Annotated in this window: 14 protein-coding genes; 11 read left to right on the forward strand and 3 right to left on the reverse strand. The window is 52.7% G+C overall.

The window, feature by feature from the left end:
• Positions 1-82 precede the first annotated feature (82 nt).
• The 9 genes from glyQ (at position 83) to ABIC79_RS16490 (ending at position 11357) form a co-directional block, all read left to right on the forward strand.
• Positions 83-1018 (forward strand): glycine--tRNA ligase subunit alpha, encoded by a 936-nt coding sequence (glyQ, locus tag ABIC79_RS16450; RefSeq protein WP_037033860.1) that lies wholly within the window; start codon positions 83-85, stop codon positions 1016-1018.
• Between the two features lie 7 nt (positions 1019-1025).
• The gene (gene glyS, locus ABIC79_RS16455; protein WP_250981040.1) at positions 1026-3095 is read left to right on the forward strand and encodes a glycine--tRNA ligase subunit beta; all 2070 of its coding nucleotides are present in this window, start codon (positions 1026-1028) and stop codon (positions 3093-3095) included.
• Positions 3096-3304: 209 nt separating this feature from the next.
• Positions 3305-4027 (forward strand): DUF3053 domain-containing protein, encoded by a 723-nt coding sequence (locus ABIC79_RS16460; protein ID WP_013573380.1) that lies wholly within the window; start codon positions 3305-3307, stop codon positions 4025-4027.
• Positions 4028-4204: 177 nt separating this feature from the next.
• Positions 4205-4999, forward strand: a complete 795-nt coding sequence (locus ABIC79_RS16465; protein WP_121020031.1) for a DsbA family protein — start codon at positions 4205-4207, stop codon at positions 4997-4999.
• A 234-nt stretch (positions 5000-5233) separates the two neighbouring features.
• Positions 5234-5413 (forward strand): hypothetical protein, encoded by a 180-nt coding sequence (locus ABIC79_RS16470; RefSeq protein WP_013573382.1) that lies wholly within the window; start codon positions 5234-5236, stop codon positions 5411-5413.
• Between the two features lie 30 nt (positions 5414-5443).
• Positions 5444-6988, forward strand: a complete 1545-nt coding sequence (locus ABIC79_RS16475) for an anti-phage dCTP deaminase (RefSeq protein ID WP_166861280.1) — start codon at positions 5444-5446, stop codon at positions 6986-6988.
• A gap of 487 nt (positions 6989-7475) precedes the next feature.
• Positions 7476-9389, forward strand: a complete 1914-nt coding sequence (locus ABIC79_RS16480; RefSeq protein ID WP_013573384.1) for a PTS mannitol transporter subunit IICBA — start codon at positions 7476-7478, stop codon at positions 9387-9389.
• 134 nt (positions 9390-9523) lie between these two features.
• On the forward strand, positions 9524-10672 hold the full coding sequence (locus tag ABIC79_RS16485) for a mannitol-1-phosphate 5-dehydrogenase (protein WP_013573385.1): 1149 nt from the start codon (positions 9524-9526) through the stop codon (positions 10670-10672).
• Between the two features lie 136 nt (positions 10673-10808).
• The gene (locus tag ABIC79_RS16490; protein WP_014411435.1) at positions 10809-11357 is read left to right on the forward strand and encodes an MltR family transcriptional regulator; all 549 of its coding nucleotides are present in this window, start codon (positions 10809-10811) and stop codon (positions 11355-11357) included.
• A gap of 130 nt (positions 11358-11487) precedes the next feature.
• Here ABIC79_RS16490 and ABIC79_RS16495 read toward each other — a convergent pair whose 3' ends face one another.
• The gene (locus ABIC79_RS16495; protein ID WP_014333313.1) at positions 11488-12096 is read right to left on the reverse strand and encodes a LysE family translocator; all 609 of its coding nucleotides are present in this window, start codon (positions 12094-12096) and stop codon (positions 11488-11490) included.
• Positions 12097-12240: 144 nt separating this feature from the next.
• Here ABIC79_RS16495 and ABIC79_RS16500 point away from each other — a divergent pair, with 144 nt between their 5' ends.
• Together ABIC79_RS16500 and ABIC79_RS16505 are read left to right on the forward strand one after the other, a co-directional pair.
• Positions 12241-13740 (forward strand): aminotransferase-like domain-containing protein, encoded by a 1500-nt coding sequence (locus ABIC79_RS16500; protein ID WP_354567847.1) that lies wholly within the window; start codon positions 12241-12243, stop codon positions 13738-13740.
• Positions 13741-13805: 65 nt separating this feature from the next.
• A complete protein-coding gene (locus tag ABIC79_RS16505; RefSeq protein ID WP_013573390.1) occupies positions 13806-14165 on the forward strand; it encodes a YibL family ribosome-associated protein in 360 nt (119 codons plus the stop codon).
• Positions 14166-14336: 171 nt separating this feature from the next.
• On the opposite strand, the gene yiiM is transcribed toward ABIC79_RS16505, so the two are convergent.
• Both yiiM and ABIC79_RS16515 read right to left on the reverse strand, forming a co-directional pair.
• A complete protein-coding gene (gene yiiM / locus ABIC79_RS16510) occupies positions 14337-15008 on the reverse strand; it encodes a 6-hydroxyaminopurine reductase (RefSeq protein ID WP_013573391.1) in 672 nt (223 codons plus the stop codon).
• A gap of 103 nt (positions 15009-15111) precedes the next feature.
• Positions 15112-17058 (reverse strand): methyl-accepting chemotaxis protein, encoded by a 1947-nt coding sequence (locus tag ABIC79_RS16515; RefSeq protein ID WP_013573392.1) that lies wholly within the window; start codon positions 17056-17058, stop codon positions 15112-15114.
• Positions 17059-17166 lie beyond the last annotated feature (108 nt).

Raw genomic sequence — 17166 nt, forward strand, 5'->3', positions numbered from 1 at the left:
GTCATTCTGGCTGATTATCTTCCGTGCAGCGGGTATACTGTCGCACTCTCTTTACACCCACTTTCTCGCGTGCGAATCCAACATGCAAAAGTTTGATACCAAGACATTTCAGGGCCTGATCCTGACACTGCAAGATTATTGGGCGCAGCAGGGCTGCACCATTGTTCAACCGCTGGATATGGAAGTCGGCGCGGGGACCTCGCACCCGATGACCAGTCTGCGCGCACTCGGCCCTGAGCCTTTTGCGGCAGCCTATGTTCAGCCATCACGCCGTCCGACCGACGGCCGCTACGGCGAGAACCCGAACCGTCTGCAGCACTATTATCAGTTCCAGGTGATGATCAAACCTTCACCGGAAAACATTCAGGAGCTGTACCTCGGCTCACTGAAAGAGCTGGGTCTTGATCCGCTGATCCACGATATCCGCTTCGTTGAAGACAACTGGGAAAACCCGACGCTCGGCGCCTGGGGTCTTGGCTGGGAAGTGTGGCTGAACGGCATGGAAGTGACGCAGTTCACTTACTTCCAGCAGGTCGGGGGCCTGGAATGTAAACCGGTAACCGGCGAAATCACTTACGGTCTGGAACGTCTGGCGATGTACATCCAGGGCGTGGACAGCGTGTACGATCTGGTGTGGAGCAACGGTCCGCTGGGTAAAACCACCTACGGCGACGTGTTCCATCAGAACGAAGTGGAACAATCGACGTATAACTTTGAATACGCCGACGTCGATTTCTTGTTCACCTGTTTTGAACAGCACGAGAAAGAAGCGCAAACCCTGCTGGCGCTCGAAAAGCCACTGGCACTGCCTGCTTACGAGCGCATCCTGAAAGCGGCCCATTGCTTCAACCTGCTCGACGCGCGTAAAGCGATTTCTGTGACTGAACGTCAGCGCTACATTCTGCGCATCCGTACCCTGACTAAAGCGGTAGCTGAGGCGTATTACGCTTCCCGCGAAGTGCTGGGCTTCCCGATGTGCAAAAAGAACGATGATCATCCGAAACTAGAGAATGAGTGAGCCATCCATGACTGATAAAACTTTTTTGGTGGAAATCGGCACGGAAGAACTGCCACCGAAGGCTCTGCGCAGCCTTGCTGAATCTTTTGCCGCTAACCTGACTGCGGAGCTGGATGCGGCGAATCTGCCTCACGGCGACGTAAAATGGTTTGCCGCACCGCGCCGTCTGGCGCTGAAAGTCTCTGGTCTGCATGAATCCCAGGCTGACCGCGAAGTTGAAAAACGCGGCCCGGCTGTGGCGCAGGCATTTGATGCCGAAGGCAAACCGAGCAAAGCCGCTGAAGGCTGGGCTCGCGGTTGCGGTATCACCGTTGATCAGGCCGATCGTCTGGTCACTGACAAAGGCGAATGGCTGGTTTACCGTGCGCACGTCAAAGGTGAAAGCGCGCAACAACTGCTGCCTGCGATGATCGCCACGTCACTGTCTAAACTGCCAATTCCTAAACTGATGCGCTGGGGCGATTCCGACGTGCAGTTCGTGCGTCCGGTGCATACTGTCACCCTGCTGTTAGGCGATGAGCTGATCCCGGCGAAAATTCTCGGTATCGATTCTGCCCGCACTCTTCGCGGTCACCGCTTCATGGGCGAGCCTGAATTCACGATTGATAATGCCGATCAGTATCCGCAAATTCTGCTGGAACGCGGCAAAGTCATTGCCGATTACGAGCAGCGTAAAGCGCTGATCAAACGTGACGCGGAAAAAGCGGCAAAAGAAATTGGCGGTATCGCTGATCTGAGTGAAAGTCTGCTGGAAGAAGTCGCGTCTCTGGTTGAATGGCCGGTGGTGCTGACCGCGAAATTCGAAGAGAAATTCCTGGCTGTTCCGGCTGAAGCGCTGGTTTACACCATGAAAGGCGACCAGAAGTATTTCCCGGTGTACGACGCCGCAGGCAAACTTCTGCCGAACTTCATCTTTGTCGCCAACATCGAATCGAAAGATCCGCAGCAAATCATTTCCGGTAACGAGAAAGTGGTGCGTCCGCGTCTGGCCGATGCCGAATTCTTCTTCAATACCGACCGCAAGAAACGTCTCGAAGATAACCTGCCGCGTCTGGAAACCGTATTGTTCCAGAAGCAACTGGGTACGCTGCGCGACAAAACCGACCGTATTCAGGCGCTGTCTGGCTGGATCGCTGAGAAAATCGGTGCCAACGTTGAGAACGCAAAACGCGCCGGTCTGCTGTCTAAATGTGACCTGATGACCAACATGGTCTTCGAGTTCACCGACACGCAGGGCGTGATGGGCATGCATTATGCACGTCACGACGGCGAGCAGGAAGAAGTCGCGGTTGCGCTGAACGAGCAATATCAGCCACGCTTTGCGGGCGACGAGTTACCGGCTTCGCTGGTAGCGTGCGCGCTGGCAATCGCTGACAAGATGGACACCCTGGCCGGTATTTTTGGCATCGGTCAACATCCGAAAGGCGACAAAGACCCGTTCGCACTGCGCCGTGCCGCGCTGGGTGTTCTGCGTATTATCGTTGAGAAAAATCTGCCACTTGATCTGCAAACCCTGACCGAAGAAGCGGTGCGTCTGTACGGCGACAAGCTGACTAACGAGAAGGTAGTAGATGATGTGGTTGATTTCATGCTCGGTCGTTTCCGCGCGTGGTATCAGGAAGAAGGTCACGCAGTTGATACCATTCAGGCTGTGCTGGCACGTCGTCCGACCAAACCGGCTGATTTCGATGCGCGCGTGAAAGCGGTGAGCTACTTCCGTACGCTGGATGAAGCGGCCACGCTGGCGGCGGCCAACAAGCGTGTGTCCAACATTCTGGCGAAATCCACGGATGTTCTGCTGGATCACGTCCACGCGTCCGTACTGAAAGAACCTGCTGAGCTGAAACTGGCGACGCATCTGGTGGTTCTGCGCGACAAGCTGGAACCGCTGTTTGCCGCCGGTCAGTACAAAGAAGCGCTGGTGGAACTGGCTGCATTGCGTGAAACCGTCGATACGTTCTTTGATACCGTGATGGTGATGGATGAGAACGAAGCGGTGCGTATCAACCGCCTGACGCTGCTCTCCAAACTGCGGGAGTTGTTCCTGCAGGTGGCGGATATTTCGCTGCTTCAGTAAGTTAAGTTTTTGCTCCCTCCCCCTGCTAAGGGGAGGGTTGGCCTCCCCTTAGCAGGGGGAGGAGCAAGGCAGCTTATCGGATGCCAATTTCTACGCTTTTTTAAAAAGCGTTCTCCCCCCAATTGTTCTATCCTATAACCCGCATGGAATGCACAGCATCGGCAGGGAACTGGCCGGAAGAAGAACATTGAAATCAGGAGTCAGGACTCATGGCTGTAGGGATCAGAAGCGGTGCATTTTCTCGCTGGCTGGCGCCGTTTATCGCACTGCTGGTGGTGTTTCAGCTCACTGCATGCGGCGATAAAGAACCGGAGCAACGCAAAGCCTTTATCGATTATTTGCAAAATACCGTGATGCGTAGCGGGCAAAATCTGCCGTCGCTGAGTGAAGATCAGAAACAACGTTTTGGTAATTACGCGAATGACTACGGCATCATTCTGTCATTCTCCCGCCAGATGAAAGGTGCCGTTGAAGGTAGCCTGGTGCCGGTGGTGAGCGCGATTGGTCAGGTGCGTACACCGCAGGATTACATGACTCAGCGCAGCGCGTTGCAACAGGCGGCCAGCACGCTGAGCTTGCTGAATGCGCAGTTGCGTGACTCAAAAGTGAAAGCCGACACCGCGATGGCGGCATTGAAACAACCGGACGATCTGAAAGCGGTTTATAGCCAGGTATACAACAGCGTGGTGACCCAGCCTGCTAACGTGCTGACACCACTGGTGCCTGCGCTGCAAAGCTTCACGCAGGATATCGCGTCTGTGGGTGATTTCCTGCAACAGCAGGGCACGCAGGTTGCTTTCGCCAACGGCGGCGTGCAGTTCCCGACGCAGCAACAGGCCACGCAGTACAACACCATGATGTCGAATCTGGTGGGTAAACAGCAGACATTGCTTCAGGCGCAAAAAGTCGCACAGGGCGATTTTAGCAACTAAGCCTGACTGATATCAGCAACGAAGCCACGTCATCTTGTACGTGGCTTTTTTATTGACTGAGATCCTGTCCGCCTGTTTATAAAAAATGACAATTTTTTGCCTGCAAATCCGGCTGAGTTCCTCTACTTTTGAAGGTAACTGTCAGTTTTTTCCCGTCTTTCACTTTAAGGATTTTTGATGAAACGTCAGATGATGACTCTGTTGGCTTCTCTGGTGCTGGCGCCGACGCTGGCTTTTGCTGCCGACAGCGCAACCGCAGATTTTACCCCGGCGCAACAGGAAGCCATTGGTAAAATTGCGGCGGATTACATGTTGCAGCACCCGGAAATCCTGGTGCAGGTCAGCCAGAAATTGCAGGCACAGCAGGCTGATCAGCAACAACAGCAAACCCTGAGCGCGGTGTTGGCAAATTCTAAAGCTCTGCTGAACGACCCTGCGACCCCAAGCTACGGCCCGAAAGATGCAAAAGTCGCGTTCGTGGAATTCTTCGATTACCAGTGCCTGTATTGCAGCCACATGGCGCCGGTTGTTGAGCAGACCGTGAAAGCCAATCCGAACGTACGTTTCGTCTTCAAAGAATGGCCAATCTTTGGTGACCGCTGGAAAGCGTCCATCACTGCGGCTGAAACCGGTATGGCTATCTGGAAAGAAAAAGGCGCTCAGGCGTACTTTGATTACCACAACAGCATTTACCGCACCGGTCATGACGAAGGTAAGCTTACGGATGCCGATATCGCCGGTGCAGTGAAAGCCGCGAAAGCGACAGCGCCAACCGATGCACAGCGTAAAGCGACGCACGAAGCCATCGCCGCTAACGATGAGCTGGCCCGTACGCTGGGCTTCAGCGGTACGCCAGGGTTCGTGGTGATGCCAACCAGCGGCGCGACCGCTGAAAACACCAGCGTTCTGCCTGGTGCTGTGTCTGCTGAAGAATTGCAGGCAGCCATTATGAAGGCGCAGGGCGGGAAGTAATTTTTGTTTCAATCCGGCAGCCTGTGCTGTCGGATTTTCTTCTCAGGTATAGTTTGGAAAGCACTTCTCAGTATCGAATGTAACGGCTGAAACTGAGTAAATTTTTACTCACTTCGTGGGTTTTGACGTGGTAACCTTCTTTTCTTCATGGATATTCATCCAATGAAACAATCTCTGATTCTGGGATCTGCCAGCAGAGTTTACTCAATTTTTTACTGATTACATGGATAGCTTATGATTGTTCAATTCGCTGATTATGCTGCGTTGAAAACGGATGAACAGCATTCCGAATTCTCAGCAGTGGAGAGCACGGGATCAGAGCACGTTATTGATCTTTCGGCCCGGCGTCAGTCTGCTGCATATAAAAAGGCCATGGCTCAGGTTTTGGAAGAAGCAGCCAAGCTAGACTGGTAACATTCAGGCTGTCCAGTCATTGGAGTGTCTATGGCTGAACCGGCAAAAAAAATCATTTCATTACCTGCATCAAATCAATCATTCGGCAACAATAACAGCATTGATGATATTCGTGAGCGCCGCTCACAAGAACTGGTCATCGGACTTTGTGGGGCGAGTGGATCAGGGGTTAAAACCCTTAAAGAAAAAATCATCACTAAACTTAAAGCCTGTAATTATCATGTTGTGCATATAAGAATTAGCGATTTAATGGCAGACACCCTGTCAGCTGCTGAAGCGGCAGAGTTAAAGAAACTTGAAGGTTATGAGCATTTTATCCAGTTGCAAAATCTCGGTAATACTCTGCGTGAAAAACATGGCAATATCATTAACTCCGAATTGGTTATCCGGAAAATAAAAGTTATCAGGACGGCAAATTTAAATACGGGAGATTTTAAAGGAGCCTCAGGAAAATCAACCAGTAAAATAGCTTACATTGTCGATCAATTAAAACATCCTGAAGAAGTTGATCTCTTTCGTGAGGTGTATCGTAATAATTTTTATCTGATCGGCTTAGTGAGAACGATTAATGAAAGAGTTATTAATTTGAAAAAGGATTTTCTTAACGATCATCAGATTGCCGAAATAATCAGGCGCGACAGGCGTTCCGAGTACCCTTATGGTCAACATGTCGAGGACACATTGCAGTGTGCCGATTATTTTATCAGGAACATAAATAATGATCAGATTAAAAAATCGATAGCCCGATTTATCGACCTTGTACATGGCGCAAATAATGTGAGTCCCAGCCAGGATGAAACCGGCATGTTCACCGCGAATTCAGCCGCATTACGCTCTGCCTGTTTATCGCGTCAGGTGGGGGCTGCTATTACGGATGATAATTGCAATATCCTCTCCACTGGCTGCAACGATGTACCTGCTGCAGGTGGTGGGCTCTATTCCTGTGAAAGCAAGAGCGATAAACGCTGTTATAACAACGATGGCTGCCATAGTGATATGCACAAGGATTTAGTCAGGCGTGAGGTCGAAGCAGTGATCGCCCGTAGTGATCCGTCACGGGCGAATGAACTTGCAATACAGATTATGAAAACCCCAAAAATAAAGTCCCTGATTGAATACTCGCGTGCTATTCATGCCGAAATGGATGCAATTACTACGATGGCGCGTCTTGCGAATGCAAGTACTTGTGATAAGACACTTTATTGCACAACTTATCCTTGCCACAACTGTGCACGACATATTGTTGCCGCTGGATTGAAGAGGGTGGTTTATATCGAACCTTATGCCAAGAGTCTGGCTGAAGACCTTCACGGTGATTCGATAGCTCATGCCGACAGTACGGATAAAACTAAAAAGGTTATTTTCGAGAATTTTGAGGGAACGGCACCGAGACGGTATACAAAATTTTTCGGTTATAGCCGTCCGAGAAAAGATGACAGAGGCAAGCCAATTTCTTATGAAATCCCTGCTTCCCATCACGTTGATCCACAATATCTGGATAGTTATGGTGATTCTGAATCAAAAGTGATTTTGAATGTTACTAATAAGCTTCGTGATGAACCTGTCCCCGATTAAAGAAGAAGCGGGTATTCCGGATACCCGCTCCCCCTGTAATTTTCTTTCAACATCTCTCCCGTAAACTCAGTTTTCCTTTCCTCAGACACGTCTGAATGCTTTTTAAGCGAAATACACAAGTCCGGCGAAAAATACTTTGTGATCAATATCACGTTTTAATGATAAAGACTCGTTAACAAAAAGTGACTTAAGTCACATATTTGGCAGGGGTGCGCTCAAATAATCGTCAGTGTAGCTCGGTTACAGGCTGTTTTTGTGATGATGATCACCAAAATGCAGGGGGTGATGGCTGTATACGTGTGATCTGCGTCACGGGCTGTCGGGTGGCTACGCGAGGCCTATAATCACGTGGTAGAGTCCGCCTCGCAGACAGCAATTCGACGGACGGATTTTTAAAGCAGTGGCACAAAAACCGAAACAACCGTCACCGATAATTAACTGATATCACGCGCTCTATTGTCAGCGCGTATCAATAGGGGTGCGTTTTATGTTTTCACCAGACGTTAAGATCAAAGTTCAAAACTTTGGTCGCTTCCTGAGTAACATGGTAATGCCCAACATCGGCGCGTTTATCGCCTGGGGTATCATTACTGCTCTGTTCATTCCTACCGGCTGGATCCCTAATGAAACATTAGCGAAACTGGTTGGCCCGATGATCACTTATCTTCTGCCATTGCTCATCGGTTATACCGGTGGTCGTCTGGTCGGTGGTGATCGCGGTGGTGTGGTCGGCGCAATCACCGTAATGGGTGTTATCGTTGGTGCGGATATGCCAATGTTCCTCGGCGCAATGATTGTAGGTCCGCTGGGCGGCTGGTGCATCAAGCGTTTCGACCGCTGGGTTGACGGTAAAATCAAAAGTGGCTTCGAGATGCTGGTCAACAACTTCTCGGCCGGTATTATCGGTATGCTGTTGGCCATTCTGGCCTTCCTGGCAATCGGTCCGCTGGTAGAAGCACTGTCTAAAGTGCTGGCTGCAGGCGTGCACATCATGGTTATTCATAACCTGTTGCCGCTGGCGTCTATCTTTGTTGAACCGGCGAAAATCCTGTTCCTCAACAACGCTATCAACCACGGTATCTTCTCTCCGCTGGGTATCCAGCAGGCGACTGAAACCGGTAAATCTATCTTCTTCCTGATCGAAGCGAACCCGGGTCCGGGTATGGGCGTCCTGATGGCGTACATGTTCTTCGGTCGTGGCAGTGCTAAACAATCAGCTGGCGGTGCGGCAATCATCCACTTCCTGGGTGGTATCCACGAAATTTATTTCCCATATGTTCTGATGAACCCACGTCTGCTGCTGGCAGTCATTCTGGGCGGTATGACTGGCGTGTTCACCCTGACTGTGCTGAACGGCGGTCTGGTGTCTCCGGCTTCTCCGGGTTCCATCCTGGCGGTTCTGGCGATGACACCAAAAGGTGCGTACTTCGCTAACATCGCGGCTATCGTGGCAGCCTTTGCGGTGTCCTTCGTTATCTCTTCTTTCCTGCTGAAAACCACCAAAGCGAAAGACGGCGACGATCTGGACGAAGCAACACGCCGTATGCAGGATATGAAAGCCCAGTCTAAAGGCGGCAAACCTGCTGTTGCAGGCGTGGCGGGCGACCTGTCTACCGTACGTAAAATCATCGTTGCCTGTGACGCCGGTATGGGTTCCAGCGCAATGGGTGCCGGTGTGCTGCGCAAAAAAGTGCAGGATGCCGGGCTGACCAACATCAGCGTCACCAACAGCGCGATCAACAACCTGCCTGATGATGTGGATCTGGTGATTACTCACCGTGACCTGACTGAACGCGCCATGCGCCAGGTGCCACACGCACAGCACATTTCGCTGACCAACTTCCTCGACAGCGGCCTGTACACGGACCTGACTTCACGTCTGGTTGAAGTGAACAAAGCCAGCCAGTACAAAGAGAAAGTGACCACCACGCTGGGCGACAGCATCGTGACTGACAATGAAAACGAAAACCTGTTCCGCATTAGCGAAAGCAACATCTTCCTCGGCCTGAACGCGGCGACCAAAGAAGACGCGATTCGTTTTGCCGGTGAACAACTGGTGAAAGGCGGGTATGTTCAGGCAGAATATGTCGACGCGATGCTGGCTCGTGAGCAGCTGACCTCGACGTATCTGGGCGAATCCATCGCTGTGCCGCACGGTACCATCGAAGCGAAAGATCGCGTGCTGAAAACCGGTATCGTGTTCTGCCAGTATCCGGCGGGTATCCGCTGGGGCGATGATGAAGATGACCGTGCACGCCTGGTCGTCGGTATCGCAGCGCGCAATAATGAGCACATCAACGTGATCACCAAACTGACCACGGCGCTGGACGAAGAAGGTGTTATCGAACGTCTGGCGAACACCACCAGCGTTGAAGAAGTTCTGACTATTCTTCGCGGCTAAGGTTGAGTAATCAGTAGAGCGTTACTAAGCGGGTCTTGATAAAAGACCCGCTTGTTGATTCGGAGCCGGGCGGCTCCCAGCTTTACCCAAAGCTTTTTACCATAAAGTATGGCCCCCGATTTGAAGGAAATATTATGAAAGCATTACATTTTGGTGCAGGTAACATTGGTCGCGGTTTTATCGGTAAATTACTTGCTGATGCCGGGATTGAGTTGACGTTTGCGGATGTCAGCCCTGCCTTACTGGATGCGCTGAACAGCCGTAAAGGTTACGACGTGCACGTGGTCGGTGAACAGGCCACCGTTGAGCCTGTCAGTAATGTGAATGCCGTGAACAGCGCCGGTCAGGAGGCAATCAACCTGATCGCTGAAGTCGATCTGGTGACCACCGCCGTCGGTCCGACCGTGCTGGAAAAAATCGCGCCGAACGTCGCTAAAGGTCTGGTGCTGCGTCATCAGCAAGGCAACGAAAAGCCGCTGAACATTATCGCCTGCGAAAACATGGTGCGCGGTACCAGCCAGTTTAAACAGCACGTATTCAACGCCCTGCCGGAAGATGAAAAAGCCTGGGTTGAAGCGCACGTCGGTTTTGTCGATTCCGCCGTAGACCGCATCGTTCCCCCTGCGGCAGCGGGCACCACCGATCCGCTGGAAGTCACCGTTGAAACCTTCAGCGAATGGATTGTGGATAAAACCCAGTTCAAAGGAGAATTGCCGGAAATCGCAGGCATGGAACTGACGGATAACCTGATGGCGTTTGTTGAACGTAAACTGTTCACCCTCAACACCGGTCATGCCATCACCGCCTATCTCGGCCAGCAGGCAGGCCACGCGACAATTCGTGATGCGATCCTCGACGAGAAAGTGCGTCTGGTGGTTCGCGGTGCCATGGAAGAAAGCGGGGAAGTGCTGATCCGCCGTTACGGTTTTGACCCGGAAAAACATTTCGCTTACATCGAAAAAATCCTGACCCGTTTCGAAAACCCGTACCTGCATGACGATGTTGAGCGCGTTGGCCGTCAGCCACTGCGTAAACTGAGTGCGGGTGATCGTCTGATCAAACCCTTGCTGGGCACGCAGGAATATCGCCTGCCGAACGACAATCTGGTGAGAGGGATTGCGGCCGCGATGCATTATCGCAGCGAGCAAGATCCGCAAGCTAAAGAACTGGTAGAATTGCTGGAGAAAGTCGGGCCAAAAGCCGCCCTTGCCCAGATTTCAGGTCTGCCAGAAGATGGCGAAGTTGTGGCGAAAGCCGTCGCTCTCTACGAATCGATGCACTGATACTGCGTTTATTTTGATTTCGCCAACACCAGGCAAAGAAAGCCCTGTCGGGCGGGATGTTTCTGCCCGACATGCGCGCATCATGGATGACGCCAGGGGCGCTGTCAGCATCGGCTCTTTAATGCAAGTAAGCCCTATGGAAAAAGCTCAGGCGTTTGAAAACCGTGTACTTGAAAAGCTTAATGCGGGTAAAACCGTGCGCAGCTTTTTAATGACCGCTGTGGAGTTACTGGCCGAAGCGCTGGATATTCTGGTGGTGCAGGTTTTCCGTAAAGATGATTATGCGGTGAAATATGCAGTCGAACCGTTACTGACCGGCACCGGACCGCTCGGTGATTTGTCTGTACGTCTCAAACTGATTTATGCGCTGGGCGTGATCAGCCGTCATGAATACGAAGATGCAGAATTACTGATGGCGCTGCGTGAAGAGCTGAATTACGACGGCGAAGAGTATCGTTTTACCGATGATGAAATTCTCGGCCCGTTCGGTGAATTGCATTGCGTGACAGAACTGCCGCCAGCGCCCACTTTCCTGAAACCGGGCGAAGCCGACGAGTCGCTGATCGCCATGCAACGTCAGCGCTATCAACAAATCGTCCGCTCCACCATGGTCCTTTCCGTGACAGGGCTGATCGCCCATATCAGTAATCAGCAGCCTTCCAGGCTTTCTCCGGTGCAAAAATAAATCCCCGTCATACTTCGAGCCACAGATGCGTTGGCTGCGTTCAGTCACCCGAATCACTTACATGAGTAAGCTCATCGGGACTCCATCACTTGCCGCCTTCCTGCAACCCGAACTATTTTGGGGATTTGTTTTAGTTAAGCGCATGGCGCACTTCGCCGACCAGCAACCACAGCGCGGTTAATGCCATCATGCCGCCCATGATTGTGTTAAACATTTTCAGCTTCCATTCCACACGTAGCGCCTGACGTAATCTGTCACCCATCACGACCCACACCAGAATGCAGGGCAGATTGATCAGCGCGAAGCCGATACAAATCAGCAGCGTGTGATGCAGCATGTTGCCATCCGGCGGGGTAAACAGAATCGCCACGTTGGTCGCCATCAGCCACGCTTTCGGGTTCACTGCCTGAAATAACGCGCCATTAATCATGTTCATCGGTTGCTGTTTTGCGCCTTCTTTCGGCGAGCCGGAACGGTAAATTTTCCACGACAGCCAGAACAGATACGCACAGCCCACTGCCGCCATTGGCAGACGCACAACAGTCATCCAGCTCAGCAGAATCGCCAGCATGGAGGTCATCAGCGCACACTGCACCACGCAGCCCAGCGTAATTCCCAGCATCATCGGCACGCTGCGGCGTAGCCCGAAATTCACCCCGGAAGCCGCCAGCAACAGATTGTTCGGGCCGGGTGTAATTGACATCACGGTGACGTAACTGACAAAAGCGGTATCGATCATTTTGTTTTCCTGCATCCCCTGTTTTCCAGATAACCAGAGTAAACACTGCACAGGAAAGGTAACAGAACCAGAAATACGCTATTGTTATGGTTACAGATAGCATAACTAAAAACTGTACCCATGACTTTTCACGGAACTGACACCATGACTGATACAGCGGATTTCAGCGACACGCGATATAACCAACTGGCGGAACAACTGGCGGACGCTATCCGCCGTGGCACACTCGCACCGGGCAGTCGTTTGCCGTCCGTGCGACGCAGCGCACAAACCTGGTCAGTCAGTATCAACACCGTGGTAGCTGCTTACCGGCGGCTGGAAGATCGCGGCTTTATCGAGGCACGTCCGCAGTCCGGTTTTTATGTGCGTGCCGCGTTGCCCGCGCTGGACCATCAGCCGCAGGAACAGCCGCAGACGCCAGCGGCAGAACCGGCAGATGAAGTGCTGGATCTGATCGACAAAGTGTTCGCCTCGCAAATTGACCCCACCTACACCAACTTATCGCTGGCCTGTCCGCAGTCGAACGATTTTTACCCGACCGGAAAACTGGGGCGGATTATGTCGTCACTGCTGCGTCGTCAGCCCAATCTGATCGGGCAATACGCGCTGCCGCCGGGCAGCCCGGCGTTACGCCAGCAAATTGCGCGCCGTGCACTGACGCTCGGCATGATTTTAGAGCCTGCGGATATCACGATTACGCACGGTTGTATGGAGGCGTTACAGCTGGCATTGCGCGTTACCACCAAACCCGGCGACAGTATCGGGCTGGAAACGCCGACCTATTTTTATCTGCTGCCGATGCTGGCGAGTCTCGGACTGAAAGCAGTGGAAATCCCCACCGATCCGCAAACCGGCCTGTCGCTGGATGTGCTGGAAATGCTGCTGACCGAGAAACGGCTGAATGCAGTGATCGCCATGCCGACGGCGCAAAATCCGCTGGGCTTTACCATGCCGCTGGCGGCGAAAAAACGGCTGGCGCGGCTGATGAACGATCACCAGGTCCCCCTGATTGAAGACGGGCTTTACGCAGAAATTCAGTTTGGCGCGACGCTGTCTCCGGCGGTAAAAGCCTTTGACCGGGACGGCTGGATCCTGTTTTGCACCAGCTTTACCAAAACGCTGGCACCTGATTTTCGCATCGGCTGGGTGGACGGCGGACGCTTTGCCGATAAGCTGCATAAACTGAAAGCGGTATCGTCAATGGCAGAGTCCGCCTTGCTTTCCCAAACGCTGACGTTGTTTCTGGAATCGGGCGGTTACGATCATCATCTGCGGGTTTTACGCAAACGCTACGCGTCGCAGGTGGAACAGGCGCGCGCGTTGATCGCCCGTTACTTCCCGCAGGGCACCCGCGCCACGCAACCGGCAGGCGGCTTTGTTATCTGGGTGGATTTCCCGCCGGGCGTCGATTGCGTCACGCTGTTCCGCCAGTTACTGAAAGATAAAATCTGCATGACGCCGGGACAACTGTATTCACCGAGCGGTCGCTACGCCAATGGCCTGCGTTTATCGTGCTGTTATGTTTTCGATACCCGCTATATTTCGGCGATGATCCGCATTGGCGAGCGGGCGTGTGAGATGTGTGGTTTGCCGCCGGGGCTGGCAGAAACGCAGGAGCAAGCTGAAGAATCGCACACTTCCTGATACACTGACGTTTATTATTCCCAATTTACAGTCGTGCCCGCTGCGGCATGAACGGATCTGAAACCATGAAAGAAGTCGAAAAAGCCGAGATTAAACGCCTCAGCGACATGCTGGATGCACTTAATCACAAAGATGCGACCGTGATTCAGGCAGGTAATGCTGAGTTAATCGCCAAGCACGAAGAAGAGAAAGAAAAACTGGCTGCCGAGATCGCGCGTTTGAAAGAAGTGCGTGAGAAAAAACTCAGCACCGAAGCGCAGAAGCTGGAAAAGCTGTTCAGCCGTGAAATCACCAAGAAAGAACAGGCTGATATGGGCACGCTGAAGAAAACCGTTCGCGGTATCGTGGTGGTTCACCCGATGACTGCGCTGGGCCGCGAAATGGGCCTGAAAGCGGTGACCGGTTTCGCTAAGAAAGAATTCTGAACTAACACGCCCTCCCCTACGAAGGGGAGGGTTGGGGTGGGGTATTAAAGCAGAATCAAAGAGTTGAAGTGTGCTTTGACTCGGGTTTTGTCTTTATAACCCCCTCCCAGCCTCCCCCTTCGCAGGGGGAGGAGCAAAGAAAAACCCCTCCAGCCATACCCGTTCTGTTTCTTACTTCCCAAACAATCTCCGCCCAAAATCCTCGATCTTGCGATTTACCAGCCGCATCTGCATGGTTTTACTCCAGCTCGCTGAAATCCCTGCAGCAGACATCAGACGGCGATACTGTTCCTCATCAAACGGCATGTTGAAGGCGATAGAAATCGCTTCTGCGACGGACACCTCACTGTTGCGCGTCAGCAGTTCCAGCGGCCGGTCGCCACTGACATTCCCCGTACTGACCACCCGATATAACCAGCCGCAGCGGCCGCTTTGTTGTAACAGCGGCGACAGGTTTTTGCAGTCGAGAAAATGGTTCAGTTTGTAGCAGGGCGCACGGGGTTGCGTGACCTGAATCAGCGCGTCGCCCCAGCGGAAAATATCACCGATATACACGTTATCTTCGGTCATGCCGAGTGTCGAAAGGTTTTCCCCAAACGCAGGCGGATGAAAACGGTCCTCTTCTTCGGGAAACTGCTGGCGCAACCAGGCGTAATGCTCGCGGGGAAAATGACACAGCGCGCGGTCAGCGCCACCGTGATAAGACTTCTCGGCCTGCTGATCGTTCTCCAGCCCGAGAGGCGTCAGAGCGACAGCGCCATCAACCTGACGTTTGGCAATCGCACTGGGTGAAAAGTCGGGATAATGTTCGATGGTACCGATGTACACGTCGGGATAATGCATAAGCTCTCCGCTGCTGAAATGTCACTCGCTCAAGCATAACCTGCATTCGGCAGCGGGAGTAGAAGGAATACCTGCGCACATGCGGGGTGCGCAGGTTCATCAGTCAGAACGTTTCCCAGTTATCCTGACTGGTTTTGCCTTGAACTGGCAGCGGCAGGGCCGGACGGCGCAGCGCGGCGGATGCCGGTGCGGCCAGCATATCGCCGTTATCGGCCAGGCGGAATACCGAGACTGCCTGCGTCAGCGTCGCGGCCTGATCTTCGAGTGAATCGGCGGCAGCGGATGACTGCTCAACCAGCGCGGCGTTCTGCTGTGTCGTGCTGTCCATTTCGACAATCGCCTGCGAAATCTGGCTGATACCACGGCTTTGCTCGTCAGAAGCAGAGGCGATTTCACCCATGATATCGCGCACATGCGAGACGGATTTCACGATGTCCTGCATGGTACGTCCGGTATTTTCCACCAGCTTCGCGCCGGTGTTAACACGTTCAACCGACTCGGCAATCAGCCCTTCGATCTCTTTCGCTGCCTGCGCACTGCGCTGTGCCAGTATGCGGACTTCCGAGGCGACGACTGAGAATCCGCGGCCCTGTTCACCGGCACGCGCGGCTTCAACCGCAGCGTTCAGCGCCAGGATATTGGTCTGGAACGCGATGCTGTTGATGACGGACGTAATTTCGGCGATACGTTTTGAGCTGCCGGAAATCTGCTGCATGGTGTCGACCACTTCGCCGACTTGTTTGCCGCCGAGCGTTGCGGTGCCCGAAGCCTCGCTGGCCAGTTTGCTGGCGTGATGGGCGTTATCGGCGTTCTGTTTCACCGTCGCGCTCAGTTCTTCCATGCTGGCGGCGGTTTCTTCAACCGCGGCGGCCTGCTGTTCGGTGCGTGAGGAAAGATCGGTATTCCCGGCGGCGATTTCAGCCGCCGCGTGAGAAACCTGTGAAACGCCGGAGCGGATTTCATAAATCATCGTACTGAGATTCTGGCTCATCGCGGACACCGCGTTCATCAGCATACCCAGCTCATCGCGACGTGTGGTTGGATGCGCGACAGTCAGATCGCCCCGCGCAATCGCCTCCGCCGTTTTCAGCGTATCGCGCAGCGGCTGGGCAATCTGGCGGGTGATTCGCCATGCAATGATAATCCCCACCAGCATTACGATCAGCGTAATCACCATCATGATCATCTGCGCATTACTGATGTCTTTATGCGTGTTATCCAGTTCATTTTTGAATATTTTTGCGACCAGTGTGTTCATCTCAGCGGCTTTTACTGTCAGCAGCTGCGAGTTCTTTTGTTCATCTTCGTAAGCCGGCATGTAGGCCATAACGTGATCTTTATAGGTCGCCAGCGCACTCATCAGCGGGGCGAGTGTGGCCTGCTGATCCGGCAACAGTAATGCGTTCAGCTTTTTAGCATTGGCCTGCGTATCATCAATTGACTTTAACAGCCTGGCTTCCGATTCCTTGTTGATGTTGAGCAACAGGCCGCGCACGTCATAACGCACGTTGATCAGTTTTTGAATGACTTCGGCCAGTGAAAGACGAATGGAAGGATCGGCATCTTCCACACGCAGCTGATCTTGTAAACGTTTCACAACGGCTTCGGTTTCGGAAAGATTCCAGCTGGCGCGTACCGCATCTTTGCGGTCGACGGCTTCTTTAAATGCGGCTTGTGCCTGCTGATATTCATGAATTTTTACCGGCACCTGCTCCAGTTCTGCCTGCCCAGCGGCATCCCATTTCAGCTTGTCTTTCGACTGCTCAATCAGTTGCGACAGCGCGTCTATGTTGTCCTGATTTTGTTTGAGATATGCCGGATTGTAATTGAGCTGATAAAGCGTACGGCTGAGACGGGCATCATTGAGTAATGCGTTCATCTGATTACTGAAATCGACTTTTTCCGCACGCTGACTGATGTCGTTAAATTTAATCATTCCCGCAGTGGTAATGACGGCCGCGATCAAAAGCACCAGCCCGAAACCCAGACCCAGTTTGGTGCCGACCTTGAGATTGTTCATCCACTGCGAAAGACCCGATCCGTTACTCATAATCATTCTCCGTCAAACATCCCTTTTAAATAGACATGCGGTTTTGTGACGCCTTTGTGAACAATCTATCGGTAGGTTGTTTAATAAACTTTATAGGATCTGTGGCGT

Source organism: Rahnella sp. 2050 (genome assembly GCF_040544515.1).
In the GTDB taxonomy this organism is placed as follows: Bacteria; Pseudomonadota; Gammaproteobacteria; order Enterobacterales; family Enterobacteriaceae; genus Rahnella; species Rahnella aceris.